The sequence below is a fragment of the Vibrio casei genome, from assembly GCF_002218025.2.
Taxonomy (GTDB): Bacteria; Pseudomonadota; Gammaproteobacteria; order Enterobacterales; family Vibrionaceae; genus Vibrio; species Vibrio casei.
This window is the reverse complement of record NZ_AP018680.1, coordinates 784,074-809,819: the sequence shown is the minus strand read 5'-3', so window position 1 is coordinate 809,819 and position 25,746 is coordinate 784,074. Positions and strand designations below refer to the sequence as shown.

At 41.2% G+C, this 25,746-nt stretch carries 22 protein-coding genes and 11 tRNA genes; 30 read left to right on the top strand and 3 right to left on the bottom strand.

What is annotated here, in order from left to right; genetic code table 11:
* The first annotated feature begins 110 nt into the window (after positions 1-110).
* The 14 genes from pth (at position 111) to VCASEI_RS03860 (ending at position 5,039) form a co-directional block, all read left to right on the top strand.
* Entirely contained in the window at positions 111-701 is a 591-nt protein-coding gene (gene pth, locus VCASEI_RS03925) for an aminoacyl-tRNA hydrolase (protein WP_086958072.1), read from the top strand.
* Positions 702-787: 86 nt separating this feature from the next.
* Positions 788-1,879: a redox-regulated ATPase YchF gene (ychF, locus tag VCASEI_RS03920; RefSeq protein WP_086957925.1), complete on the top strand. Its 1,092-nt coding sequence runs from the start codon at positions 788-790 to the stop codon at positions 1,877-1,879.
* A 283-nt stretch (positions 1,880-2,162) separates the two neighbouring features.
* Positions 2,163-2,239, top strand: a tRNA-Met gene (locus VCASEI_RS03915).
* Between the two features lie 123 nt (positions 2,240-2,362).
* Positions 2,363-2,447: transfer RNA gene (locus VCASEI_RS03910), tRNA-Leu, on the top strand.
* Between the two features lie 27 nt (positions 2,448-2,474).
* Positions 2,475-2,549, top strand: a tRNA-Gln gene (locus VCASEI_RS03905).
* A gap of 115 nt (positions 2,550-2,664) precedes the next feature.
* Positions 2,665-2,741: transfer RNA gene (locus VCASEI_RS03900), tRNA-Met, on the top strand.
* A gap of 122 nt (positions 2,742-2,863) precedes the next feature.
* Positions 2,864-2,948, top strand: a tRNA-Leu gene (locus VCASEI_RS03895).
* A gap of 8 nt (positions 2,949-2,956) precedes the next feature.
* A tRNA-Gln gene (locus VCASEI_RS03890) sits at positions 2,957-3,031 on the top strand.
* A gap of 72 nt (positions 3,032-3,103) precedes the next feature.
* Positions 3,104-3,188: transfer RNA gene (locus VCASEI_RS03885), tRNA-Leu, on the top strand.
* Positions 3,189-3,215: 27 nt separating this feature from the next.
* Positions 3,216-3,290: transfer RNA gene (locus VCASEI_RS03880), tRNA-Gln, on the top strand.
* A 116-nt stretch (positions 3,291-3,406) separates the two neighbouring features.
* Positions 3,407-3,491, top strand: a tRNA-Leu gene (locus VCASEI_RS03875).
* A gap of 27 nt (positions 3,492-3,518) precedes the next feature.
* Positions 3,519-3,593: transfer RNA gene (locus tag VCASEI_RS03870), tRNA-Gln, on the top strand.
* Positions 3,594-3,705: 112 nt separating this feature from the next.
* Positions 3,706-3,790: transfer RNA gene (locus VCASEI_RS03865), tRNA-Leu, on the top strand.
* A 211-nt stretch (positions 3,791-4,001) separates the two neighbouring features.
* Entirely contained in the window at positions 4,002-5,039 is a 1,038-nt protein-coding gene (locus VCASEI_RS03860; protein ID WP_162621014.1) for a lactonase family protein, read from the top strand.
* Between the two features lie 30 nt (positions 5,040-5,069).
* Here VCASEI_RS03860 and VCASEI_RS03855 read toward each other — a convergent pair whose 3' ends face one another.
* Positions 5,070-5,765: a Dph6-related ATP pyrophosphatase gene (locus tag VCASEI_RS03855; protein ID WP_086961390.1), complete on the bottom strand. Its 696-nt coding sequence runs from the start codon at positions 5,763-5,765 to the stop codon at positions 5,070-5,072.
* Positions 5,749-6,930, bottom strand: a complete 1,182-nt coding sequence (locus VCASEI_RS03850; RefSeq protein ID WP_086961392.1) for a 2-octaprenyl-3-methyl-6-methoxy-1,4-benzoquinol hydroxylase — start codon at positions 6,928-6,930, stop codon at positions 5,749-5,751. Before VCASEI_RS03850 ends, VCASEI_RS03855 begins: the two co-directional genes overlap by 17 nt.
* A gap of 280 nt (positions 6,931-7,210) precedes the next feature.
* Here VCASEI_RS03850 and miaB point away from each other — a divergent pair, with 280 nt between their 5' ends.
* The 5 genes from miaB (at position 7,211) to lnt (ending at position 12,871) form a co-directional block, all read left to right on the top strand.
* On the top strand, positions 7,211-8,635 hold the full coding sequence (gene miaB, locus VCASEI_RS03845; RefSeq protein WP_086961394.1) for a tRNA (N6-isopentenyl adenosine(37)-C2)-methylthiotransferase MiaB: 1,425 nt from the start codon (positions 7,211-7,213) through the stop codon (positions 8,633-8,635).
* A gap of 83 nt (positions 8,636-8,718) precedes the next feature.
* Entirely contained in the window at positions 8,719-9,846 is a 1,128-nt protein-coding gene (locus VCASEI_RS03840) for a PhoH family protein (protein ID WP_089110448.1), read from the top strand.
* A gap of 18 nt (positions 9,847-9,864) precedes the next feature.
* The gene (ybeY, locus tag VCASEI_RS03835) at positions 9,865-10,329 is read left to right on the top strand and encodes an rRNA maturation RNase YbeY (RefSeq protein ID WP_086961398.1); all 465 of its coding nucleotides are present in this window, start codon (positions 9,865-9,867) and stop codon (positions 10,327-10,329) included.
* A gap of 88 nt (positions 10,330-10,417) precedes the next feature.
* Positions 10,418-11,323 carry a CNNM family magnesium/cobalt transport protein CorC gene (corC, locus tag VCASEI_RS03830; RefSeq protein WP_086961399.1) on the top strand — a complete coding sequence of 302 codons (906 nt, stop codon included), beginning with the start codon at positions 10,418-10,420 and terminating at the stop codon, positions 11,321-11,323.
* Positions 11,324-11,344: 21 nt separating this feature from the next.
* Positions 11,345-12,871: an apolipoprotein N-acyltransferase gene (gene lnt, locus VCASEI_RS03825; RefSeq protein ID WP_089110449.1), complete on the top strand. Its 1,527-nt coding sequence runs from the start codon at positions 11,345-11,347 to the stop codon at positions 12,869-12,871.
* 308 nt (positions 12,872-13,179) lie between these two features.
* Here the strand turns inward: lnt and VCASEI_RS03820 are convergent, their stop codons facing one another.
* Entirely contained in the window at positions 13,180-13,662 is a 483-nt protein-coding gene (locus VCASEI_RS03820; RefSeq protein ID WP_086961403.1) for a zinc ribbon-containing protein, read from the bottom strand.
* A 151-nt stretch (positions 13,663-13,813) separates the two neighbouring features.
* Between VCASEI_RS03820 and leuS the strand changes: the two genes are divergently transcribed.
* The 11 genes from leuS to lipB all read left to right on the top strand — a co-directional run bounded on the left by leuS (position 13,814) and on the right by lipB (position 25,677).
* Complete coding sequence (leuS, locus tag VCASEI_RS03815; protein ID WP_086961404.1) at positions 13,814-16,408, top strand: leucine--tRNA ligase; 2,595 nt, start codon at positions 13,814-13,816, stop codon at positions 16,406-16,408.
* 126 nt (positions 16,409-16,534) lie between these two features.
* Complete coding sequence (locus tag VCASEI_RS03810; protein ID WP_374700998.1) at positions 16,535-17,215, top strand: LPS-assembly lipoprotein LptE; 681 nt, start codon at positions 16,535-16,537, stop codon at positions 17,213-17,215.
* 5 nt (positions 17,216-17,220) lie between these two features.
* On the top strand, positions 17,221-18,267 hold the full coding sequence (gene holA / locus VCASEI_RS03805) for a DNA polymerase III subunit delta (protein WP_086961405.1): 1,047 nt from the start codon (positions 17,221-17,223) through the stop codon (positions 18,265-18,267).
* A gap of 151 nt (positions 18,268-18,418) precedes the next feature.
* Positions 18,419-18,736: a ribosome silencing factor gene (gene rsfS / locus VCASEI_RS03800; RefSeq protein WP_086961407.1), complete on the top strand. Its 318-nt coding sequence runs from the start codon at positions 18,419-18,421 to the stop codon at positions 18,734-18,736.
* A 29-nt stretch (positions 18,737-18,765) separates the two neighbouring features.
* Positions 18,766-19,236 (top strand): 23S rRNA (pseudouridine(1915)-N(3))-methyltransferase RlmH, encoded by a 471-nt coding sequence (gene rlmH, locus VCASEI_RS03795; RefSeq protein ID WP_086961410.1) that lies wholly within the window; start codon positions 18,766-18,768, stop codon positions 19,234-19,236.
* Positions 19,237-19,242: 6 nt separating this feature from the next.
* On the top strand, positions 19,243-21,144 hold the full coding sequence (gene mrdA / locus VCASEI_RS03790; RefSeq protein WP_089110450.1) for a penicillin-binding protein 2: 1,902 nt from the start codon (positions 19,243-19,245) through the stop codon (positions 21,142-21,144).
* A 1-nt stretch (position 21,145) separates the two neighbouring features.
* Positions 21,146-22,267, top strand: coding sequence for a rod shape-determining protein RodA (gene rodA / locus VCASEI_RS03785; RefSeq protein WP_089110451.1), 1,122 nt, complete (start codon positions 21,146-21,148; stop codon positions 22,265-22,267).
* A 4-nt stretch (positions 22,268-22,271) separates the two neighbouring features.
* Positions 22,272-23,057: a septal ring lytic transglycosylase RlpA family protein gene (locus tag VCASEI_RS03780; RefSeq protein WP_086961415.1), complete on the top strand. Its 786-nt coding sequence runs from the start codon at positions 22,272-22,274 to the stop codon at positions 23,055-23,057.
* 141 nt (positions 23,058-23,198) lie between these two features.
* The gene (locus tag VCASEI_RS03775; protein ID WP_089110452.1) at positions 23,199-24,386 is read left to right on the top strand and encodes a D-alanyl-D-alanine carboxypeptidase; all 1,188 of its coding nucleotides are present in this window, start codon (positions 23,199-23,201) and stop codon (positions 24,384-24,386) included.
* Between the two features lie 167 nt (positions 24,387-24,553).
* Positions 24,554-24,823 (top strand): DUF493 family protein YbeD, encoded by a 270-nt coding sequence (gene ybeD, locus VCASEI_RS03770; RefSeq protein ID WP_086961419.1) that lies wholly within the window; start codon positions 24,554-24,556, stop codon positions 24,821-24,823.
* 161 nt (positions 24,824-24,984) lie between these two features.
* A complete protein-coding gene (lipB, locus tag VCASEI_RS03765; RefSeq protein ID WP_086961421.1) occupies positions 24,985-25,677 on the top strand; it encodes a lipoyl(octanoyl) transferase LipB in 693 nt (230 codons plus the stop codon).
* The last annotated feature ends 69 nt before the right edge of the window (positions 25,678-25,746 follow it).

Genomic DNA, 25,746 nt, shown 5'->3' with positions numbered 1-25,746 from the left:
AAACCACTGCACTTTTGTGCGGTGGTTTTTTATTATTTGCTTGGCTGCACACCTTGATAGAAAATATGCTATCATGCCGCGCTTTAAAAATTTGCAAAGAGAACTCGATCTTGACTCAATCTATCAAATTGTTAGTTGGCCTTGCTAATCCAGGACCTGAATATGTAAGAACTCGCCATAATGCTGGAGCATGGGTGGTGGAAGAGCTTGCACGTGTTCATAATGTTAACTTAAAAGAAGAAAGTAAATTCTTTGGTTTAACAGGAAGAATCTTGGTCCATGGGCAAGATCTACGCCTTCTTATCCCGACAACATTTATGAACTTGTCAGGAAAATCAGTCGCGGCACTCGCAAAATTTTATCAGATAAAAACAGAAGAGATCATGGTCGCGCATGATGAACTCGATTTACCTCCAGGCGTTGCCAAATTCAAAAAAGGTGGTGGCCATGGTGGGCATAACGGCTTAAAAGACATTATCGCTAAACAAGGCAATAATAAAGAATTTTACCGTTTACGCATTGGTATAGGGCACCCTGGCCATAAAGATCGCGTAGCGGGTTATGTACTAGGCAAAGCGCCGACTAAAGAACAAGAATTACTCGATGCGGCAATCGATGAATCCGTACGTAGTTTAGACATACTGCTAAAAGATGATCTTGCCAAAGCACAGAATCGCTTACATACGTTTAAAGCCGAATAGAACAAGCATCAAAAGTTCAAATTTAGCAAAACAATCAAATGACAACATAAGTCGGTAATACCACCGAAAGAAAGAAGGTTTATAATATGGGTTTCAAATGTGGAATCGTCGGTCTACCTAACGTAGGTAAATCTACTCTATTTAATGCGCTGACTAAAGCTGGTATTGAAGCAGCTAACTTCCCTTTCTGTACTATCGAACCAAATACTGGTGTCGTACCGGTTCCAGATCCTCGTCTAGAGGCTCTAGCAGAAATCGTTAACCCTAAACGCATCCTTCCAACCACCATGGAATTTGTTGACATTGCAGGCTTGGTTGCTGGCGCATCTAAAGGGGAAGGCTTAGGGAATAAATTCCTAGCTAACATTCGCGAAACTGATGCTATTGGCCATGTTGTACGTTGTTTTGAAAACGAAAATATCGTTCATGTTGCAGGTCGTATTGCGCCAATTGAAGATATTGAAATCATCAATCTTGAACTTGCTCTTGCTGATTTAGACAGTTGTGAACGTGCTATTCAACGCCAAGCGAAAAAAGCAAAAGGTGGTGATAAAGATGCTAAATATGAAATCACGGTCTTAGAAAAATTATTACCCGTTTTCACTGAAGGCGGAATGGCGCGTTCGGTTGAATTGAGTAAAGAAGAGTTAGCGGCTGTTGGCTACCTAAACTTCCTAACGTTAAAACCAACCATGTACATTGCCAACGTAAATGAAGATGGATTTGAAAACAATCCTTTCTTAGAACAGGTCCGTGAATATGCAAAAGGCGAGAATGCCGTTGTCGTTCCTGTTTGTGCCGCCATTGAGTCTGAAATGTCAGAATTAGATGAAGAAGACCGTAATGAGTTTCTAGCCGACTTAGGCATAGAAGAACCAGGTTTAAACCGCGTTATCCGTTCGGGTTATGAATTATTAGCGCTACAAACTTATTTTACTGCCGGTGTGCAAGAAGTTCGAGCATGGACTATCCCTGTCGGCGCGACAGCACCACAATCAGCAGGAAAAATTCATACTGACTTTGAAAAAGGCTTCATCCGTGCAGAAGTTATTGCCTATGAAGATTTCATTCAATTTAAAGGTGAAAGTGGCGCAAAAGAAGCCGGAAAATGGCGTTTAGAAGGTAAAGATTACATCGTTAAAGATGGTGATGTCGTTCACTTTCGTTTTAACGTATAAATCAATGCTCTTACATTAAAAAAAACACCAAAGCCAGTGACCTACACTGGCTTTTTACATTGCACTTATGCCATATGTAACTAATATCGGCTCATTATTAATTTCACGTTATAACCTATGGTTTTGTTCACAAATAACACTTTTTGTTTAAAAAAAGTGCGAACAATTCATTTTGGCTGATTTATTCAAAAAAACTATTGACGCTTACCAGCCTAATCCGCATAATGCGCTCCGTTCTCATCGCAGAGTTATTGTGATGAAACAGAGGTGAAAACTTCAGTTTGGCTACGTAGCTCAGTTGGTTAGAGCACATCACTCATAATGATGGGGTCACAGGTTCGAATCCCGTCGTAGCCACCATATTTTATACGACTGTCCTTTTTTAGGAGTGTCGTTACTCGATAACTAAACTTCTCCAGTTCGTTTAGTAAATAATATCGAGAATTAGCCTTTATCTTAAGATAAATCAGCTAACACGGTTTTGCGGTCGTGGCGGAATTGGTAGACGCACCAGATTTAGGTTCTGGCGCCGTAAGGTGTGAGAGTTCAAGTCTCTCCGACCGCACCATTGTTAATGATGGTAATCCATCTCTGTTGGGCTATCGCCAAGCGGTAAGGCACTGGCTTTTGATGCCAGCATTCCCTGGTTCGAATCCAGGTAGCCCAGCCATTTTTTACGAATGTTTATATTTCAACATTCGCACCTCGAAATATAATTTCGAGACTGGAAGTCGAAAGTATATTTAGTTATACTTCCCGGCTCATAAAGTTACTCAGTAACACATGGCTACGTAGCTCAGTTGGTTAGAGCACATCACTCATAATGATGGGGTCACAGGTTCGAATCCCGTCGTAGCCACCATATTTTATACGATTGCCTTTTTTAGGAATGTCGTTACTCGATAACTAAACTTCTCCAGTTCGTTTAGTAAATAACATCGAGAACTAGCCTTTATCTTAAGATAAATTAGCTAGCACGGTTTTGCGGTCGTGGCGGAATTGGTAGACGCACCAGATTTAGGTTCTGGCGCCGTAAGGTGTGAGAGTTCAAGTCTCTCCGACCGCACCATTATTTGTTGGGCTATCGCCAAGCGGTAAGGCACTGGCTTTTGATGCCAGCATTCCCTGGTTCGAATCCAGGTAGCCCAGCCATTACTTATAACGTTATTAAAATTATCCAATTATTTTAATAACTATGTATTCTTCTTATCACTAAGAAGCGCTGCGGTCGTGGCGGAATTGGTAGACGCACCAGATTTAGGTTCTGGCGCCGTAAGGTGTGAGAGTTCAAGTCTCTCCGACCGCACCATTATTAATGATGGTAATCCATCCCTGTTGGGCTATCGCCAAGCGGTAAGGCACTGGCTTTTGATGCCAGCATTCCCTGGTTCGAATCCAGGTAGCCCAGCCATTTTTTATAACGAATCTTATTTTTTTTGAGAATCGTTTCTTGAAAAAGCAAGCTTAACCAATCAGCTTGCTTTTTTTATCAAGAAAACTGAGGATTTAATCCTTAGTCACGAGTTTGCGGTCGTGGCGGAATTGGTAGACGCACCAGATTTAGGTTCTGGCGCCGTAAGGTGTGAGAGTTCAAGTCTCTCCGACCGCACCATTATTAATGATGGTAATCCATCCCTGTTGGGCTATCGCCAAGCGGTAAGGCACTGGCTTTTGATGCCAGCATTCCCTGGTTCGAATCCAGGTAGCCCAGCCATTTTTTATAACGAATCTTATTTTTGAGAATCTTTTCTCGAAAAAGCAAGCTTAACCAATCAACTTGCTTTTTTATCGAGAAAACTGAGGATTTAATCCTTAGTCACGAGTTTGCGGTCGTGGCGGAATTGGTAGACGCACCAGATTTAGGTTCTGGCGCCGTAAGGTGTGAGAGTTCAAGTCTCTCCGACCGCACCATTATTTACAACAAAACCCACTTTATGTGGGTTTTGTTGTTTCCATGCCCTTCTATTTATTTCATATCTTAATCAAACAGATAGCATTGTTTCTATGCTGTGACATGGTTGTTTTTTCGATACATCACCAGTAACTAATATAACTTGATTTCATTCCACATCGATTTATTGCACTATTCAGTAGCGATTTATTTGAATATAAAAGGATCAATGTGGACATACTCTCTTTACTCGTAAGTGGTTATACACCAAATGATGAATCGACAGGCCTATATAAGGCTACCCTTAATACCCAAGATGGCGATTTGAAGCTAATACCTACGTCAATTAAACTTGCTAATCCGTCTTATTTCCATCTCTTTGGAGAGACTATTACCGTCATTGCCGAAGTGAATCAAGCGCAATCACCAACCCTTGAACAATATGTCTTATCCAATAGTCACTTTCGTTATTTATCAAAGTCTGGACTTACTGGAGACGCGCCTTGCTATGTGGCCGTCAGTCAAAAGCATCATTTAGTGACTACCGCTCAATACGGTAGTGGCCATATTGATGTTTTCCAATGCAATGAATCTTTAATTATTACTGATAAAAATCAAACCATTGATAGCCAATTATTAGGCCACTCACAGCCCCTTTCCCACGCTCACCAAGCTTTTATTCTTGATCATAGTAAAGTACTCGTCAGTGTTGATTTAGGGCACGATAAAGTCGTATTTTATCCGTATGATAAAAATAAGGCTTTATTCTCAATCGCTAATAGACAAGAAGTACAACTCCCTCACTCTAGTGGACCACGTCATATCGTGTTTAACCAGACCGAAGACATTGCATTATTATTGTGTGAGATTTCAGAACAACTAGTAACATTAAAGAAAAATAACGGCAAATGGGAAATTAGCCATAGCCAAGCTGCTTTTCCTAACACACCAAATGGACAAGCAGGTGGAGCAATAAAACTATCACCTGATTGCAAGTTTGTTTATTTAACTGGGCGTAGACAAAACATCATCAGCTATTTCAAGTTCGACGATCAAACAGGTAATCTAAATTATCTTGATTCTATCGATTGTGGCGGTGACTTCCCTAGAGATTTTGCTATTTCACCATGTGGAAAATGGCTTGTAGTGACTAACCAAAATAGCGGTAATATAACGAGTTTTAAACGTGATCCATCTACTGGTGAATTAATAAAAACAGGTCAAAGTGCCTTAATGACCGCCCCTGTTTGCGTGGCATTCTATGATTGATATTGCGACAAACTCGGTAATGACACGTTATCATTGATGCAAGTGAGTTTGGCCTAAATGGTAGCGTTGATAATGAAACCGTCCATTATCTTCAACGCTACCAAGTATCAATTCAAGTTCACCATTAAAACAGGGGGCTGAAACCACTAAAGTGTGGAATTCACCATTTTCACCGCATGGGTCACATGATTCTGGTAATTGTTCTAATAATGATTGGTCATACAAACGGCCGCAAAATTCTTTATTTAACTGCTGGGTATCTACCGTTATTATCATTGTACGAATACCAGAATAAATAATTTCTTTAGCCAGTTTGTCACTGCCTTGAGCTATTAAAGGAAAAATACATCGCCAACCGGCCGGTTCTAAAAAACGTTGACGATATTCCATAATGCCATTACAAAATAAATCACCAAATGCGATAGATTCAAAACTTAAACCGCTATTTTTCAACCCCGCAATGACGGTACTTTGATAGATATCATTATTTGGAAATACGTCGGGAAGAGCAATTTCGATCAATGGCAAATTAGTCAATTTTGCTTGTTCACGAACGACAGCCAGAGGGGTTGCTTGAAAGGGTACTTCATCATCAACATAAGTGGTAAATAAGCCGACAACATCATAATCCGGATCCGCCATTAGACGGATTAACGTCAGAGTAGAATCTTTACCCGAAGACCAACTAACGATCGTTTTAATCTGTTTTTTATAACCCGAGCGCATACTTTAGTACCTGTTTCTTAATGTCACCAGAGTGATCTGCCGCTTTTAGAACAAGATTACGAACCAACTTTAATGGGCCAATATCATTGCTAAACGCTTTATAAAAGAAATCCATTCCAGATTGCATTAACAAATTATCTGGGCGGCGCTGCCTCTGATAATCAACAAAAGCGGCTTGAGAAGCTAGCCCCTTATCGGCAATGGTATCAAGTAACGTCGCAACATCTTTAAACCCTAAATTAACCCCCTGCCCTGCCAGTGGATTGATGGTATGAGCGGCATCGCCAATCACAACACATCGGTTAGCGTAATAACTATGAGCATGACGTCGTGTTAATGGAAAAGAACCAGCTTGCAGTACCTTAATATCACCAAGTTCCGCTGGAAACGCTTTTAACACTTCTCTTCTAAGTGCTTCTGGCGACATAGCTTGAAGCTGCTTAATTCTTTTAGGGCTATCATACCAAACCAATGAACCTTGCTGCGTCCCATTAACAGACGGCGCTAAAGGTAAAAAAGACCGAGGCCCACTTGGTGTAAACCACTGCCAGGTTGTATCACGTAATTCATCATTATCTAACGATGGTAGCTCTACATTGATTAACATACAGCGTTGTCGGTAATCCCATGCAGTAATACCAATATTGGCTTGCTGACGCACTTTAGAGTGGGCACCATCGGCGCCAACCACCCAACTCGCTTCAAGAATTTTCCCTGAATCAAGATGGATGGTATTCGAATCATTACCAAATTGAATATGATGTAAGCTCTCAGGGCACAGTACTGTTAGGTTTGAATATTGATCAAATTGCTCCCAAAGTCCTAACTGCATTAACCGATTTTCCAGCATATAACCCAATTTGTCTAAACCTAGATCATGAGCATGAAAGCGTGTTCTACATTCTGGATGCTCCCATGTTTCAAGACCTAAATACGGGCAGACACGCTTTGATTCAATTGAATTCCACGCGCCAAGTTGCACAAGTAAATCAACCGAGGCTTTTGATATAGCTGAAACTCTTAAATCCATGGGTTGCATATCATTGTAAGCTTCTGGTTTTACACCTTCAATTATAGCAACGTTCTTCTTTTGCTTTGCTAATCCAACAGCCAATGCAGCGCCAACCATACCGCCACCAACGATGACAACATCAAACTTAATCATATTTAATCTCACAATGAATCGATTTCGATATTCTACGCCTTTCAAGTTAATTTTCAGCCAAGATACTCAAGTTATTCCATTTTAGTGCAAACATTCCATTAATAAAAACAGGTCTATACTACCAAGGAAGCTTTGTTCTATGTAAGATCTGGTCAGGTTGCATTTAAACCAGTACAATATGCGGCTTGCTAGATTTGAGCCTGCTTTTAGATTGGCCAAACATAGCAGAACGATGAGCAAAAGCTCAACCCAACACTGATTTAATACGAGCGAATGTGAAATGAGTAAGAAACTGCTAATTAAAACTTGGGGCTGTCAGATGAACGAGTACGATTCATCGAAAATGGCCGACCTACTTAATGCCGCAAATGGATACGAGTTAACCGAAGATCCAGCGGAAGCAGATGTATTATTACTCAATACATGTTCGATTCGTGAAAAAGCACAAGAGAAAGTTTTCCACCAGCTTGGTCGTTGGAAAACACTAAAAGACAAAAAAGAAGGGGTAGTGATTGGTGTCGGCGGTTGTGTGGCGACCCAAGAAGGCGACCATATCCGTCAACGTGCGCCATTTGTCGATGTTATCTTTGGCCCACAAACACTGCACCGCTTACCTGAAATGATCAAGCAATCACAGAGTAAATCTGGCCCAGTAATGGACATCTCTTTCCCTGAAATTGAGAAGTTTGATAATTTACCAGAGCCGAAAGCTGATGGGGTTACCGCCTTTGTTTCAATCATGGAAGGCTGTTCGAAATACTGTACTTTCTGCGTCGTACCTTATACTCGCGGTGAAGAAGTCAGTCGTCCACTCGATGATGTTTTATACGAAATCGCTCAACTCGCCGAGCAAGGGGTTCGCGAAGTAAACTTGTTGGGTCAAAACGTAAATGCTTATCGCGGCGCCATGTACGATGGAGAAATCTGCTCATTTGCAGAACTTCTTCGTTTAGTAGCTTCTATCGATGGCATCGATCGCGTGCGCTTTACTACAAGCCACCCTCTTGAGTTTACCGATGATATCATTGCTGTCTACGAAGATACGCCTGAGCTGGTCAGCTTCTTACACTTGCCGGTTCAAAGTGGTTCCGATCGTATTTTAACCATGATGAAGCGTCCTCATACCGCGATTGAATACAAATCTATCATCCGTAAATTACGTAAAGCTCGCCCTGATATTCAAATCAGCTCCGACTTTATTATTGGCTTCCCTGGTGAATCTAAACAAGATTTCGCTGATACCATGAAGCTGATTAAAGATGTTGATTTTGATATGAGCTTTAGCTTTATCTACTCTCCTCGTCCTGGTACTCCTGCAGCGGATTATCCATGTGATACGCCAGAGTCAGAGAAGAAAGAAAGATTGTATGAGCTTCAGCAACAAATAAATTCCCAAGCTATGCGATACTCTCGCTTAATGTTAGGTACAGAGCAGCGCATTTTAGTTGAAGGACCTTCGAAGAAAGATCTGATGCAATTAAGTGGCCGTACTGAAAATAGCCGTGTGGTTAACTTTGAAGGCTCACCCGATTTAATTGGTCAGTTTGTAGATGTCGAAATCACCGAAGTCTTACCGAACTCATTGCGTGGTAATTTGGTCAGAACAGAAGCTGAAATGGGTCTACGTTCTATCGTGTCTCCAGCAGAGATGATGAAAAAAACACGCAAAGAAGATGAATTAGGGGTTGTTACTTTCACGCCCTAACACCATCTTATAAAAATATAAGTTAAACAAAGCGGTTCGACTGGCTAATGTGAAAGTCCGAACCGCTTATAGCGAGGGAAAACGTGAGCAATAAAATCGTAACGCTTGAAGTAAACCTAGAACCTTCCGATAACCACAGACTTTCGAGCCTTTGTGGCCCTTTTGATGACAATATCAAACACCTTGAACGTCGCTTAGGCGTTGAAATTAATCATCGCAGCAACTTTTTCACCATTACTGGCAAGCCTCATACTGCCGCTGCTGCTTTAGATATTATCAAAGATTTGTATGTCGATACGGCCCCTGTACGAGGCACGATTCCAGATTTAGAGCCAGAACAAATTCACTTAGTAGTGAAAGAATCCGGCATTCTTGAGCAACACCAAGAACAGCCGATGGAATATGGTAAAGAAGTCTTTATCAAAACTAAAAAAGGCGTAATTAAACCTCGTACACCAAATCAAGGCCAATACTTAGTCAATATAGTGACTCATGATATAACCTTTGGTATTGGGCCTGCCGGTACAGGTAAAACCTACCTAGCGGTTGCGGCTGCGGTTGATGCACTAGAGCGTCAAGAAGTACGTCGTATTCTTTTGACCCGCCCTGCGGTTGAAGCTGGTGAAAAACTCGGCTTCTTACCCGGAGATCTAAGCCAGAAGGTCGATCCCTACCTGCGCCCACTTTATGATGCTTTATTCGAAATGCTTGGTTTTGAACGCGTTGAAAAGTTAATTGAACGTAATGTAATTGAAGTCGCACCACTGGCCTATATGCGTGGTCGTACTTTGAATGATGCATTTATCATTTTAGATGAAAGTCAAAATACCACGGTCGAACAAATGAAAATGTTCTTAACCCGTATCGGCTTTAACTCTCGTGCAGTGATCACCGGTGATGTGACTCAAATAGACTTGCCTCGTGGTGCACGTTCAGGCCTTCGTCATGCCATTGAAGTGCTTTCTGATGTAGATGATATTAGCTTTAACTTCTTCCTAGCTGATGATGTAGTTCGACACCCCGTGGTTGCGCGTATTGTTAACGCGTATGAAAAATGGGAAGCACAAGACTTAAAAGAAAAAAAAGAAATTGAGATACGCCATCGTAAAGAAAGAGAACAACGCGAAGCTCAAGCTGCTGCCTTATTTTCGGCGTCAAATGCTCAATCTAATGCAGTAACGAATAAACAACAAAACACTGATTCTGAATAACGTAAAACTGGGCAGATTATGACGATTGAACTCGATCTCCAAATTGCAGTCGAAAATACAGAATACCTTCCAAGTGAAGGTGAATTACAACAATGGTTAAACTCTGCTATTACCCTATTTCAACCACAAGCAGAAGTCACCGTTCGTATTGTTGAGCAAGAAGAAAGTCAGCAGTTAAATCGTGATTACCGAGGTAAAGACAAGCCAACGAATGTGCTATCGTTTCCTTTTGAAGCACCGCCGGAAATTGAAATTGATTTACTTGGTGATTTAATTATTTGTAAAGAAGTCGTTGAAACAGAAGCTAAAGAACAAAAGAAACCATTGAATGCTCACTGGGCTCATATGGTTGTACACGGCTCTCTTCATCTGTTAGGTTATGATCATATCGATGATGATGAAGCAGAAGAAATGGAAAGTTTAGAAACCGAAATCCTACAAAAACTCGGTTTCGATGATCCTTATCTTTCAGAAAAAGAATAATGAAACAATCTAAAGGGAGGAAGACAACGTCTTTTCTTCCGTCTATAGCGCGCTATCCGCTTTTGATAGTAACGACGAAAGAGTAGACATGAACGACAGTAACTCACCTTCCCACTCGGAAGGCAACGATAAATCAGAAGGTCCCAGTAGAAAGTCCTTCTTCGATCGCTTAGCTCACCTATTTCAAGCCGATCCAAAAGATCGACAAGAGCTGGTCGAAGTATTCCGTGATTCAGAGGAAAACGATCTTATCGACCCTGATACACGAGATATGCTCGAAGGAGTGATGGAAATTTCTGAGATGCGAGTGCGTGATATTATGATCCCACGCTCACAAATGGTCACCATAAACCGTGATTACGATCTTGATTCTCTCGCAACCTTAATTATTGAGGCAACACACTCTCGTTACCCAGTGATTAACGAGGACAAAGATCATATCGAAGGTATTTTACTTGCCAAGGATTTATTGCGTTATTTAGTTTCGGATAGCACGCCATTTATTTTAAGCGAAGTCGTCCGCCCTGCTGTAGTGGTTCCAGAAAGTAAACGCGTTGATAGACTATTAAAAGAATTTCGTGAAGAACGTTACCATATGGCCATTGTTGTCGATGAATTTGGTAGTGTATCGGGTTTGATCACCATTGAAGATATCCTAGAAGAAATTGTTGGCGAAATCGAAGATGAATTCGACGATGAAGAATCTGCAGATATTCGTCAACTAAGTAAACATACCTTCTCAGTAAAGGCATTAACTGACATTGATGATTTTAATGACGCATTCAACACTAAATACAGTGATGAAGAAGTTGATACCGTTGGTGGTTTAGTCACACTGGCATTTGGTCATTTACCTGAACGTGGCGAAATAGTTGAAATTGATGGCTATGTTTTTAAAGTCACCGCTTCAGATAACCGAAAAGTCATTCAATTACAAGTCACTATACCGAATAATTCGGAAACCAACCTTGAGCCAGAAACTCAAGATAATTAGACTGTGAAGCCATTTTAACTTATGAATAAAAATTGGACTCCGCGCGTAAGGCGGCCTTTATTGGCCGCTTTTGTTGGCGCAACTACAACTCTTGCCTTCGCTCCATTCTCTTATTGGCCTATCGCCATTTTAAGTCCATTCATTCTTTTACTCCTACTGCATAAACAATCAGCAAAAGCAGGTTTTTGGGTTGCTTTTTTCTGGGGGCTTGGACAATTTGGAACGGGTATAAATTGGGTTCATGTCAGCATTGATACCTTTGGTGGCATGCCTAAAATTGCCAGTGCGACCCTAATGTCCTTGCTGGTGGCCTACTTATCGATTTATCCTGCCATCTTCGGTGGTGTATTAAACCGCTTTTTCCCACAAGCTAATCGCCGTCGTTTATTCATTGCAGCACCGATCATTTGGCTTCTAACTGAATGGTTACGTGGTTGGGTGATGACAGGTTTTCCTTGGCTATGGCTCGGTTATAGCCAAATCGATAGTCCGCTCAATGGTTTTGCTCCAGTATCCGGAGTCGAAGCCATTACGCTTTCATTATGGTTAATAGCGGGTAGTTTGGCCTACCTTACATTGGCTCGTAAATGGCAATATATGCTGCTTCCTGTGGGAATTTTTGCGCTTAGTTACGGCTTAAATCAAGTACAATGGGTTAAGCCAAACCCTGCCAGCAAAACCTCTTTTGCTTTGATCCAAGGTAATATTGACCAAAAAATGAAATGGATCCCCAGTCATCGCTGGCCGACTTTGATGAAATATACAGACTTGAGTCGTGCTAACTGGGATGCAGATATTGTTATTTGGCCTGAAGCCGCTATTCCAGCTTTAGAGCAAGAACTTCCAGCATTTCTTAGAAACTTGGATACCGCTGCACGCCAAAATAATACAACACTCATAACAGGAGTTATTTCCCAAGATTCTATGGGGGCGTATTACAACAGCATACTCACTCTCGGCGATAAAAAATCGGCACCCTACGATTACGACTCAGAAATTAGATATAACAAACATCACTTATTACCTTTTGGTGAATTTGTTCCTTTTGGGGATTTATTGCGCCCAATTGCCCCTTTCTTTAATTTACCCATGTCATCATTCCAACGTGGTAGTTTTATTCAACCCAATTTAATTGCTCATGGTCGTCATTTATTAGCGGCACTTTGTTATGAAATTATCTTTAATGAACAAGTTCGTCAAAACATAACCGCAGATACCGATTTTATTCTGACGCTTTCTAATGATGCTTGGTTTGGTCATTCAATTGGCCCACTACAGCACATGGAAATTGCCCGTATGCGCGCTTTAGAGTTAGGTAAGCCATTAATTCGGGCTACCAACAATGGTGTCACTGCCGTTACTGATTACCAAGGTAAAATCATTAAGCAAGTGCCACAATTCCAAACAGAAGTACTTAGAGCCGAAGTAGAATCAACGTCAGGAAATACACCTTATCGCACATTAGGATCATGGCTTCTTTATTTGTGGAGTTTTATCGGTATTGGTTTTGCTTTCTTCTATTCAAAATATCAAGAAAAGAGTAAATAAGGTAACTAATCTCCTTCCAAATACGCCACCTTTCTTTGGAAAGACCGAACAAGGATAAAAGTTTGCTTATATTACGATTTAGCATTTAATTTAACTTGATCGGTCTTCCATCAAATAAAAAGAACAAAACCTAGTAAATTTCAAATTACTAGGTTTTATATATACCGTTTACGGGTATGGATATAGTTATATCTATTTCAAAGCAAAATTAGTGATTAAGATGCCATCATTGGCACCAGAAACACCGTCCCTAAGATAACGGTAATTAAACCGAAAATTACAGGAATAAAGTAATGAAAACTTTGGTATTAAGGCTTTAGTGGCACTCGGGTAAAGGCATTATTACCACATTCAATGCATGGCGTAATTTCACAAGGATGCGTATGCTCTTGTCGGTGTCCGCATTTTTCACAAACTAACGCACCTAACCCGATCACATCGCCAGCTTCATAAAGCCCCTTATGCTCAATATCTTGAAACACTTCCATCCACTCAATTTGGGTCTTATCGGTAATATCAAGTAAGCCTTGCCAAATAGATTCCGCAATAACGTCTCTAAATGGGTCATTAGCTATCGCTTCTTTGTCTTTTTCATAATTTTCCGCAAACTCTTTAAGATCCGATTTCACATATCGACTAATAAGCGCGTACTCATCTTTAGTCATGTCTTTAGTCGCTTGCCACATTTTCTTGGGAGTATCGAGCGCTTTATTTAGCTCTTCCGGCGTATGCTTTAAGCTTTCAATAATCTCTTCTAACAGCTTTTTATAGTCTTGATTACGCTTTGACATATTACTCTCCTTGACCATCTTGTTACTTCTATATATGGGGATAGGGTCACATTGCCTATTGTTGTGCGCAACCCCTTTAAGGTATTCTATGCTGATCAAGTATTATCGGTTTTAACCGATCTCACAAATCTACGATTACCGGATATCATCGATGCAAGAGCATAAAGTGAAATTATCAGAACATTATAATCCTCAAGACATTGAGCCAAAGGTTCAACAACACTGGGATGACAGCAAAATATTTGAAGTAACAGAAGATCCAAGCAAAGAAAAATTCTACTGCTTGTCTATGTTCCCTTACCCAAGTGGCCGCCTGCACATGGGGCACGTTCGTAATTACACTATCGGTGATGTTGTTTCTCGCTACCAGCGTCTACAAGGCAAAAACGTCATGCAACCTATTGGCTGGGATGCGTTTGGCTTACCGGCTGAAAATGCTGCGGTGAAAAACAAAACTGCGCCAGCGCCGTGGACTTACGAAAACATCGAATACATGAAAAACCAGCTTAAACTATTAGGCTTTGGTTATGACTGGAACCGTGAGTTTGCGACTTGTACACCTGAATACTACCGTTGGGAACAAGAGTTCTTCACCAAGCTGTATGAAAAAGGCTTAGTTTACAAAAAGACCTCTTCAGTTAACTGGTGTCCAAACGACATGACCGTTCTTGCTAACGAGCAAGTCGAAGACGGTTGCTGCTGGCGTTGTGATACTCCTGTAGAACAAAAAGAAATTCCACAATGGTTTATTAAAATCACTGAATACGCACAAGAGCTATTAGACGATCTGGATAACCTACACGGTTGGCCTGAAATGGTTAAAACCATGCAGCGCAACTGGATTGGCCGCTCTGAAGGCGTTGAGCTAACCTTTAAAGTAAAAGACCAAGCTGATCTTGAAGTGTATACCACACGTCCTGATACGCTGATGGGGGTGACTTACGTAGGTATTGCCGCTGGCCACCCACTGGCAACCATTGCAGCACAAAATAACCCAGATCTTGCGGCATTCTGTGAAGAATGTAAAAACACCAAAGTTGCTGAAGCTGAACTCGCAACAATGGAAAAGAAAGGCATGGATACTGGCCTGACTGCCATTCACCCATTAAACGGCAAAGAAGTGCCAGTTTATGTGGCTAACTTTGTATTAATGGATTACGGCACAGGTGCAGTAATGGCGGTTCCATCTCACGACCAACGTGATTTTGAATTTGCCACTAAATACGGTCTAAACATCGAAGCGGTTATTCTAGATGAAGAAGGCAACCAACCAGACGTTTCTGAAGCGGCTTACACTGAGAAAGGTAAGTTATTCAATTCAGGCGAATTCGATGGCCTAGATTTCCAAGAGGCTTTTGATGCCATCGCAGCGAAATTAGAAACTGAAGGTAAAGGTAAGAAAACCGTTAACTTCCGTCTACGTGACTGGGGCGTATCTCGTCAACGTTACTGGGGCGCGCCAATTCCAATGGTGACCACAGATGATGGTGAAGTACATCCTGTTCCGGCTGACCAACTTCCGGTTATCCTACCTGAAGATGTAGTAATGGATGGCGTAACCAGCCCAATTAAAGCTGACAAAGCTTGGGCAGAAACCACTTTCAATGGCGAACATGCACTACGTGAAACCGATACCTTTGATACCTTTATGGAATCTTCTTGGTACTACGCACGTTACTGTTCTCCACAAGCTGACGACATTCTAGACCCAGAAAAAGCCAACTACTGGCTACCTGTCGATCAATATGTGGGCGGTATTGAACACGCTTGTATGCACCTATTGTACTCACGCTTCTTCCACAAATTATTACGTGATGCAGGTTACGTAACTTCTGATGAGCCGTTCAAGCAACTGCTTTGTCAAGGTATGGTACTAGCGGATGCTTTCTACCACACCAATGAAAAAGGCACTAAAGAGTGGATTGCACCAACAGATGTAACCGTTGAACGTGATGGTAAAGGCCGCATTGAAACAGCCATTGATAACCAAGGTCGTAACGTTGAACACTCAGGCATGATCAAGATGTCTAAGTCGAAAAACAATGGTATCGATCCACAAGAAATGGTTGATAAATACGGTGCAGATACCGTTCGTTTATTCATGATGTTTGCTTCTCCTGCTGATATGACGCTGGAATGGCAAGAATCTGGTGTAGAAGGTGCGAACCGCTTCCTACGTCGTGTATGGAAACTCATTGGTGAGCATACTTCTAAAGGTGACGTTGAAGCATTAGATGCTGCAGCGTTAACAGGTGATCAAAAAGCGCTGCGTCGTGACGTTCATAAAACCATTGCTAAAGTAAGCGATGATGTTGGCCGTCGTCAGACTTTCAACACTGCCATCGCTGCTATCATGGAATTAATGAACAAGCTAGGTAAAGCACCACAAGAAAACGCCCAAGATCGCGCAATTCTTGATGAAGCTTTAAAAGCCGTTGTACGTATGCTTTACCCAATGACGCCACATATTTGTCATGAATTATGGAACGTATTAGGTGAATCAGATGTCGATAACTGCGTATGGCCAACGTTTGATGAAAAAGCATTGGTAGAAGATGAAAAGCTCATCATCGTTCAAGTGAATGGTAAGTTACGTGCTAAGTTGACCGTTCCAGCAGATATTACGAAAGAAGCAATTGAAGAAATTGGCCTAAATGATGTGAACGTTACTAAATTCACAGAAGGCTTAACCATTCGTAAGGTGATCTACGTACCAGGAAAACTGTTGAACATCGTAGCAAGCTAACACGTTTCGATACATGAAAATCAAGCGTAAGTAAGAATGCTCTTACTTACGCTTATCTTATGCGTTTTAAGTAAAGCTCATAAGATAAGCTTTCAAATAGATCCTATTTCATAGAGGTATAACTTGGTGACACATTTGTTTTCAAATCCCCACTTCCGTATTCTCATCATCACCAGTTTAGCGATGATCACGACCGCATGTGGTTTTCATTTACGGGGGAATTACTTATTACCTGAAGATGTCTCTCATGTCTCTGTCACCAGTTTTGATTCCTACAACACACTAACTCGTGAAGTGAAAAAGCAATTAAAATTAAACGGTGTTGAAATTGTCACGCCCGCTGCTGACGTAGCCAACTTATACTTAATTAGCGAAAGCGATAGTAATCGAACCTTATCACTCTACCAAAATGCTCGTGCAGCCGAATATGAACTTGCTTATAGCGTTAGTTACCGCGTATTAGTTCCTGGGTACGACAGTAGGTCATTCCAAATCAATGTAACCCGAAGTTACTTAGACAACCCATTAGCAGCGTTAGCTAAGTCGGTTGAGAAAGACATGATTTTAGATGAAATGCGAGAGCAAGCTGCAGAGCAAATCATTCGTCAAATGGCTCGCCTTAAAGCTCAGCTCGTCATGCCCGAATCTAACCGTGACACATTACAAGACTTTCCAACAAACTCAGACCCTGACCAAGTAGATATGGTCGATGACAATGTCGAACAAACTACAAGTACAACCGAAGTAACCGAAAATAGCCCTGGAGATAGCAACCATACCGAAACAGCTACGGAAGAGAATCAATAATAATCATGCGTATTTTTGCTGATAAATTAGCGGATAACTTAGAACGTAAGCAATATCCAATCTACCTTGTTATGGGCAATGATCCCTTATTGCTACAAGAGAGCTGCGATTTAATCAATCAGCATGCCAAAAAGAAAGGCTTTCTTGAAAAACGACGATTTACCCTTGATAAACAACTAGATTGGAATGACGTTTTTGACTGCTGCCAAGCATTAAGCCTTTTTTCAAGCCAACAAATCATTGAACTTGAAATCCCTGAAGCAGGTCTTAATGCTGCTGCGACAAAAGAACTTATAACGTTAACAGATAAGCTTAATTCAGACATATTACTTGTCGTCATCAGCAATAAAGCCTTGTCTCGAGCTCAAGAAAATACTAAGTGGTTTAAAGCACTTCACGCTAACGGTATTTTAGTCAGTTGCAATAGCCCAGAGCTTCGCCAGTTACCACAATTTGTTCAATTACGTTGTCGTAAATTGAAACTAATGCCTGATGCAGAAGCTATACAAATGCTGGCACAATGGCACGAAGGCAATCTATTAGCGTTAGCACAAAGCCTTGAAAAATTAGCGCTTCTCTACCCTGACGGCCAACTCACGTTACCAAGAGTAGAGGCTGCCTTAAGCCGACATAATCATTTCACGCCTTTTCAATGGACCGATGCTTTACTTGCTGGCCAAGCAAAGCGTGCACAACGAATTTTGCGTCAGCTCCATGCCGAAGGGCAAGAAGCCATAATATTACTCAGAACGTTACAAAAAGAACTCTTTTTACTGCTAGAAATGAAACAAAACTTTGATCAAAATACCCCGATGGGGAAAATTTTTGATCAACACCGTATTTGGCAAAATAAGCGCCCTATGTATACCGCTAGTTTACAACGGCTTAACTCTCATAATATACAACGCCAAATTCATTTGCTTGCTCAACTTGAGTTGTCCGTCAAAACAACCTTTGATCAAGACCCTTGGCCTCTGCTTAGCCAAATATCAATCGAAATATGCCAGCCCAACACATGCATTCCAAATAGCAAAATTCCTATATTTCAGTAAACTAAAGTAACAGTAAAATATCACTCAAAGGTATAACAAATAGGAAACAAGCAAATTTGCTCATTTTCCATGTTATAATACGCGACTTTTACCAATCTTGGTTTCTACTGATAAAAAAGAAACCTACTCAAAACACCAAAGAGGCACTACCTTGCGACTAAACGAGTTAAAAGATTTTCTTGCTGATAAAGCTGATGACATGAAAGCTGAAAACATCATTACGCTTGATGTAACAGGTAAATCAAGCGTAACCGACTTTATGATCGTTTGTACTGGCACATCCAAACGCCATGTTGCATCCATTGCTGATAATGTTGCTAAAGAAGCCAAAATTGCGGGTCTCGAACCACTCGGCATGGATGGTGAAGATGAAGGTGAGTGGGTTGTCGTCGATATGGGGTCTGTCATGGTACATGTGATGCAACAAGCCCCACGTGAATTATATCAACTAGAGAAGCTTTGGGGCTAGTAAGCCCTCGTTCATTAGGAGCATATAACGTGAAAATTCAACTTATCGCAGTGGGAACGAAAATGCCTAAATGGGTTGAAGCGGGTTTTCACGAATATCAACGACGCTTCCCTAGTGATATGCCTTTTGATTTAGTCGAAATTACAGCCGGAAAACGTGGCAAAAATGCCGATATTGCAAGAATTCTGCAAAAAGAAGGTGAAGCCATGCTTGCGGCTGTACCTAAAGGTAACCGCATTATAACATTAGATATCCCAGGTAAACGTTGGGACACAGAACAATTAGCCTCTCAATTAGATGCTTGGAAATTAGATGGTAGAGATGTATCAATATTAATCGGTGGCCCTGAAGGCTTAGCGCCTGCTTGTAAAGCCGCTGCCGACCAAAGTTGGTCATTATCTCCTCTTACCTTGCCACACCCTATGGTTCGAGTCATTATGGCAGAAAGCTTATACCGAGCTTGGAGCGTGACTGAAAATCATCCGTACCATCGAGAATAGTAAAGAATGAGACGTAAACGCACCCAAATACGTGATTACAACGCTGAAGCTAAGCTTTTTGCTCGACGTTCCATCGTTGCGTTTACGGGCATTATTGTTCTAGTAGCCGTTTTGTTAGCGAATCTTTATTACATCCAAGTCGAGCAATATCAAGATTACCAAACACGTTCAAATGATAACCGCATCAAAATCGTTCCGATCGCGCCTAACCGTGGTCTAATTTACGATCGCAATGGAAAGTTACTTGCCTCCAATCGCCCTGTTTATAGCTTAGAAATCACGCCTGAAAAAGTAAAGAATGTTGAAAATACCATCGAAGAACTGAGTAAAATACTACCGATTAGCGATGATCAAATACAAACATTCCAAAAAGAGCGCAGGCAAATTAGACACTATAAGCCAGTCCCAATTCTGACCCAATTAACAAATGAACAGGTGGCTAAATTTTCAGTCAACCAATACAAATTCCCTGGAGTTGAGATTTCCGCAGCTTTAAAGCGTTATTACCCGTATGGCTCAATATTAACACATGTTATTGGCTACGTTTCTCGTATTAATGACAAAGATATCGCCCGCCTCACCATTGAAGATAAAGTTTCCAATTACCAAGCAACCCGAGATATTGGTAAGCTGGGCATTGAACGATTTTATGAAGATATCTTGCATGGTACATCTGGCTATCAAGAGGTTGAAGTTAACAGCAGAGGTCGAGTCATCCGTACCTTAAAATACGTTCCCCCCGTTCCGGGTAAAGATCTTGTATTAAATTTAGATATCGATTTACAGCAGTACGCTTATAGTCTGATGGATAAACGCCGTGGCTCGATCATCATTCTCGATCCAAAAGATAATGGCGTATTGGCAATGGTGTCCAGCCCCAGCTACGATCCTAACTCTTTTGTACATGGTATCAGTAGCAAAGAATACAGCGCATTATTAAACGATCCGAATAGGCCTTTGGTTAACCGAGCAACCCTCGGTATTTATCCTCCGGCATCAACAGTGAAACCATTCATTGCAGTCTCCGCTTTAACTGAAGGTGTTATTACCCCTAAAACAACACGTAATGATCCGGGAATTTGGTATATACCTCACGCAAAGAGTCACAAGGGCTATCGAGATTGGAGCCGTTGGGGGCATGGTGTCGTTGATGTGAAAAAAGCATTAGAAGAATCTGTTGATACCTTTTTTTATCAAGTTGCCTTTGATTTAGGTATTGATCGCTTATCCAGTTGGATGAATAAGTTTGGTTTTGGTGAATATACCGGTATCGACATACATGAAGAAAGCAGCGCAAACATGCCAACTCGTGAGTGGAAACAAGCGCGACATAGAACACCTTGGTATCAAGGCGATACTATTCCCGTTGGAATCGGTCAGGGTTATTGGACAGCAACGCCAATGCAAATTGCAAAAGCATTATCAGTACTTGTTACCCACGGAGAAGTCAGAGCACCTCATTTGTTAAGAGCAACGATGGACAAAACCGTTGCAAACCCAAAACCGATTTTAAGCCCAATAAAAACATACCCCAGTATCAAAGGCGTTAAAGAATCGTACTGGAAGTTAGCGGAAGAAGGCATGCACTTAGTTGCAACAGGTTCTCGAGGAACTGCTCGTCGTTCTTTTTATGGGGCAGAATATGAAGCCGCGGTAAAATCGGGTACTGCTCAAGTTTATGGGTTAAAAGAAGGTGAAAAGTACAACGCTAGTGAAGTCGCAGAGCACCTTCGTGATCATGCATTGCTGATGGGATTTGCCCCATTAAAGAATCCACAAGTTATCGTGGCAATGGTACTCGAAAATGCAGGTGGAGGTTCTGGTGTTGGTGGCCCAATCGCTCGTAAAATATTTGATCATGTGATTTTAAAGCCTGAAGAGTCAGACATGCAAGAGGATAAAAAATAGTATGCAAATGGATCCCTCAACAGGTCAAAATCGTTCTTTTTTCGAGCGGCTACATATTGATTTACCTCTGTTATTAGGCATTATTCTTCTGATGGTGATCGGATTAGTCATCATGTACAGTGCAAGTGGCCAAAGCTATGAGATGATGGATAGACAAGCAATGCGTATGTTGCTGTCGCTTGGTGTTATGGTTATTGTGGCTCAAATAAAACCTCGGTCATTAGAAGCCCTTGCCCCTGCGTTATACCTTGTTGGTGTATTGCTACTACTCGGTGTTTTATTTTTTGGTGAAACATCTAAAGGTGCACAACGCTGGCTCGATCTCGGAGTGGTACGCTTTCAACCTTCTGAACTTCTAAAATTAGCAGTCCCCCTAATGGTTGCTCGTTATATCGGTAATAAACCATTACCACCAACATTACGAGTTTTAATGGTTTCACTCATATTAGTTTGCTTACCCACTATTTTAATCGCAAAACAACCGGACTTAGGCACATCAATTTTAATCGCAGCCTCAGGCATTTTTGTTATTTTCTTAGCCGGAATAAGTTGGCGGATCATCGCAGCAGCCGTATTGGGCATCAGTGCTTTCGTACCAATTTTATGGTTCTTTCTCATGCACGAATATCAAAAAATTCGTGTTCGAACACTCTTTAACCCCGAATCCGATCCATTAGGTGCCGGTTACCATATCATTCAGAGTAAGATCGCGATTGGTTCTGGAGGGTTAACAGGAAAAGGCTGGTTACATGGCACCCAATCACAATTAGAATTTGTCCCAGAACGACATACTGACTTTATCTTTGCAGTCATTGCTGAAGAATGGGGTATTATCGGTGTCACATTACTGCTATCTGTTTATTTATTCATCGTTGCTCGAGGCTTGTACCTTGCAACACAAGCACAGACAGCATTTGGGCGAATGATGGGTGGCAGTGCGGTACTCAGCTTCTTTGTCTATGTTTTTGTAAACATTGGGATGGTAAGCGGCATTTTACCAGTGGTAGGTGTTCCTTTACCTTTGATTAGCTACGGCGGCACGTCAATGGTAACTCTACTGGCAGGCTTTGGCATGTTAATGTCGATCCATACACACCGAAAAATGCTTTCAAAGGCGAACTAAATTCATGAAAAAACATTATCGTTACACTCTCTGGATGGCCTTTGCTTTACTTGCAGGTTGCTCTTCCTCTTCAAATGATCGCTACAAGTTATCCGACGATGTAGCGCCTAAAGATCCAATGTCAGTGGTGAATATTGAGGATGCTCATCCTAAATATGAACCCTTCAGCCGTAGCGGTAATCGCGATTACACCTTACGCGGAAAAGATTATAAAATCGTCAAAAATACACAAGGGTTTACTCAAACTGGCTACGCCTCTTGGTATGGAAAGAAGTTTCATGGACATTTAACCTCAAATGGTGAAGTTTATGATATGTATTCTATGTCGGCTGCACACAAAACCTTACCCATACCTAGCTATGTAAAAGTCACCAATAGTGCCAATGGAAAAACGGTCATTGTGCGAGTGAATGATCGAGGCCCCTTCCATGATGGCCGTATCATCGATTTAAGCTATGCGGCTGCTTATAAAATTGGTGTTTACCAAAACGGAACGGCACCAGTCAAAATAGAATACATTACCGTTCCTAAAACAAAAGTGGATGCCGCTTATTCAAAAGAAGAATACCTCATTCAAGTCGCCGCAGTATCGGATGCTGAAAAAGCGCGAACTTTAGCGGTAAAGCTTGGTCAAAGCTATTCAACAACCTACAGTGTTGAAAAACAAAATGGAGTAAATCGAATTATTATAGGGCCTTGGAAGAATCAGTCGGATGCCACTAAGGCACTCATTCAGCTTCAACAGACTGGTTACCCTTCAGCTTTTATGAAGCATCAAACTCGTAAATAACCAATATCACAGTCCTTTATCGTATTTAGGATAAACGATATTCATTTTTTGTTCGGTTAGAATCCAGACCTGTTTTACCGTGTGGATTCTGATAGAATACGAAGCATTAAGCTCACCTTTAACTTTGATTGCATTTATCACATGAAAAATACAGCTAAATATCTAACATCCTTGCTAATACCATCATTAGCACTCTCCGCTTCTTTTGTTTCAATGAATGCCTCAGCAGCAGACCCTATTGTTGTTCCAAATGCACCAGACATTGCAGCACAAAGCTATGTACTGATGGATTACCATTCAGGAAAAATTTTAGCTGAAAAAAATATGGATGAGAGACGTCATCCTGCCAGTTTAACCAAAATGCTAACGAGTTACGTGATCGGACAAGAATTGAAGTCTGGCGCTGTTTCTCGTTCGGATGATGTCGTCATCAGTGAAAATGCATGGGCGAAAAACTTCCCTGATTCATCAAAAATGTTCATTGAAGTTGGGAAGACCGTTTCTGTTGATTTATTAAACCAAGGAATCATTGTTACTTCTGGTAATGACGCCTGTGTTGCGATGGCTGAACACATTGCGGGTTCTGAAGATTCATTTGTTGATTTAATGAACCAATGGGCTCAAAAAATTGGCATGAAAAACTCACACTTTGTGAATGTTCATGGTCTAGATAGTGATGAACATTATTCTACCGCTCACGATCTTGCCATTCTGGGAGCTGCGTTAATTCGTGATGTTCCTGAAGAATACAAAATTTATTCGCAAAAATCGTTCACCTACAATGGTATTACTCAATATAACCGTAATGGTTTATTGTGGGATAAAAGCATGAACGTTGATGGTATTAAGACCGGTCATACAAGTGGCGCAGGTTATAACCTAGTCACCTCAGCGACTGAAGGTGATATGCGCTTAGTTTCAGTTGTCATGGGAACTAAGAGCGAAAATGCTCGTAAAGCCGAAAGCAAGAAGCTACTTCAATTTGGTTTCCGTTTCTTTGAAACCGTTGCACCACATAAAGCTGGTGAAGAATTCGTTAAAGAAAAAATCTGGATGGGCGACAAGAGTGAAATATCTCTTGGAGTGAATAAAGATACCTACGTAACGGTTCCTCGTGGACAAGCCAAAAACCTAGCCGCAAGCTTTGTTCTAGACAAAGAACTAAAAGCGCCGATAACGAAAGGTGAAGTGGTTGGTAAGCTGTTCTATCAATTAAATGGTAAAGACGTTGCTCAATATCCACTTGTTGCTCAAGAAGATGTCAAAGAAGGTGGCTTATTCAGCCGTTTAATCGACTATCTTGTATTATTGTTCCAAAGTTGGTTCTAAGTTCTGTTACTTGGTAAAAAACTAACATATTGAAGTACCACCTAAAAGTCGCTTATGCGGCTTTTAGTTTTTTATGCAATATAGAAAGCCATATCGTGAAGGTTGAGATCCTACTCGCTTCCCTTTAATATTCACGCTTTATCGCACTTTCCCTTTTGGAGTCCGGCATGCAAGAACAACCAAAGCTAAAAGATTTACTCGAATTCCCATGTAAGTTCACCTATAAAGTCATGGGCTACGCAAAACCTGAATTACCTGATCTGGTACTCAGCGTGATTCAAAAACATGCGCCTGGCGATTACAGCCCAAGTGTCAAGCCTAGCGGAAAAGGGACTTACAGTGCAGTGTCCATTACGATAACAGCAACGTCTATTGAACAAGTCGAGATTTTATATAAAGAATTAGGCGAAATAGACATCGTTCGCATGGTTCTGTAAATCACCACAATAGCACCATCAGATCACCGGACTAGTTATACCCTTACAGTTAGCAAGTAGTTAGTCGACTAAAAGAGGTTTATACTATCCGCCGAATCTTGCCTATCGGTGAACGTCTCTTAACCAAGATGAATGAATTGACTAATTTAAGGACGACAAATATGCACAGCGAATCACATCAAAATGGGGATCTGATTTTTCCACACGCAACACCAAATCAAGTAGTAATACGACAACTCGGTCGACAAGACTACTCTCCTATTTGGCAAGCTATGCATACCTTTACTGATGAACGTACCCCTGACAGCATTGACGAAATCTGGCTCGTAGAACACAACCCAGTATTCACGCAAGGACAAGCAGGTAAAGCTGAACACCTACTCAATACGGGTGACATCCCTGTCGTACAAAGTGATCGTGGCGGTCAAGTTACTTATCATGGCCCAGGTCAAATTGTCGTTTATTTTATGATTAATCTACGTCGTAAAAAAATAGGAGTTCGTGAGCTCGTCACCCATATTGAAAATATCGTCATTGAAACATTAAAAGAATTTGGAATTCTATCGGCGGCAAGACCCGATGCCCCTGGTGTGTATGTTGAAAAACGAAAAATATGCTCGCTTGGATTACGCATTCGTAAAGGCTGTTCTTTTCATGGTCTAGCATTAAACGTCAATATGGATTTAACGCCATTTTTACGCATTAATCCTTGCGGTTATTCTGGAATGGAAATGGTTCAAGTAAAAGATGTAAATGGCCCTGATTCTATCGCTATCGTAGAGTCAGCCCTCATACAAAAAATCACTCATCAGCTTGATTATAACCAAGTTGATATAACGACAGAAAGCCGATAAATTTTTTATCAGTAGGACGCCGATACCTTTATAGGTAACGAAAAGCCGACCAGCGGATAAGTAGGAAAA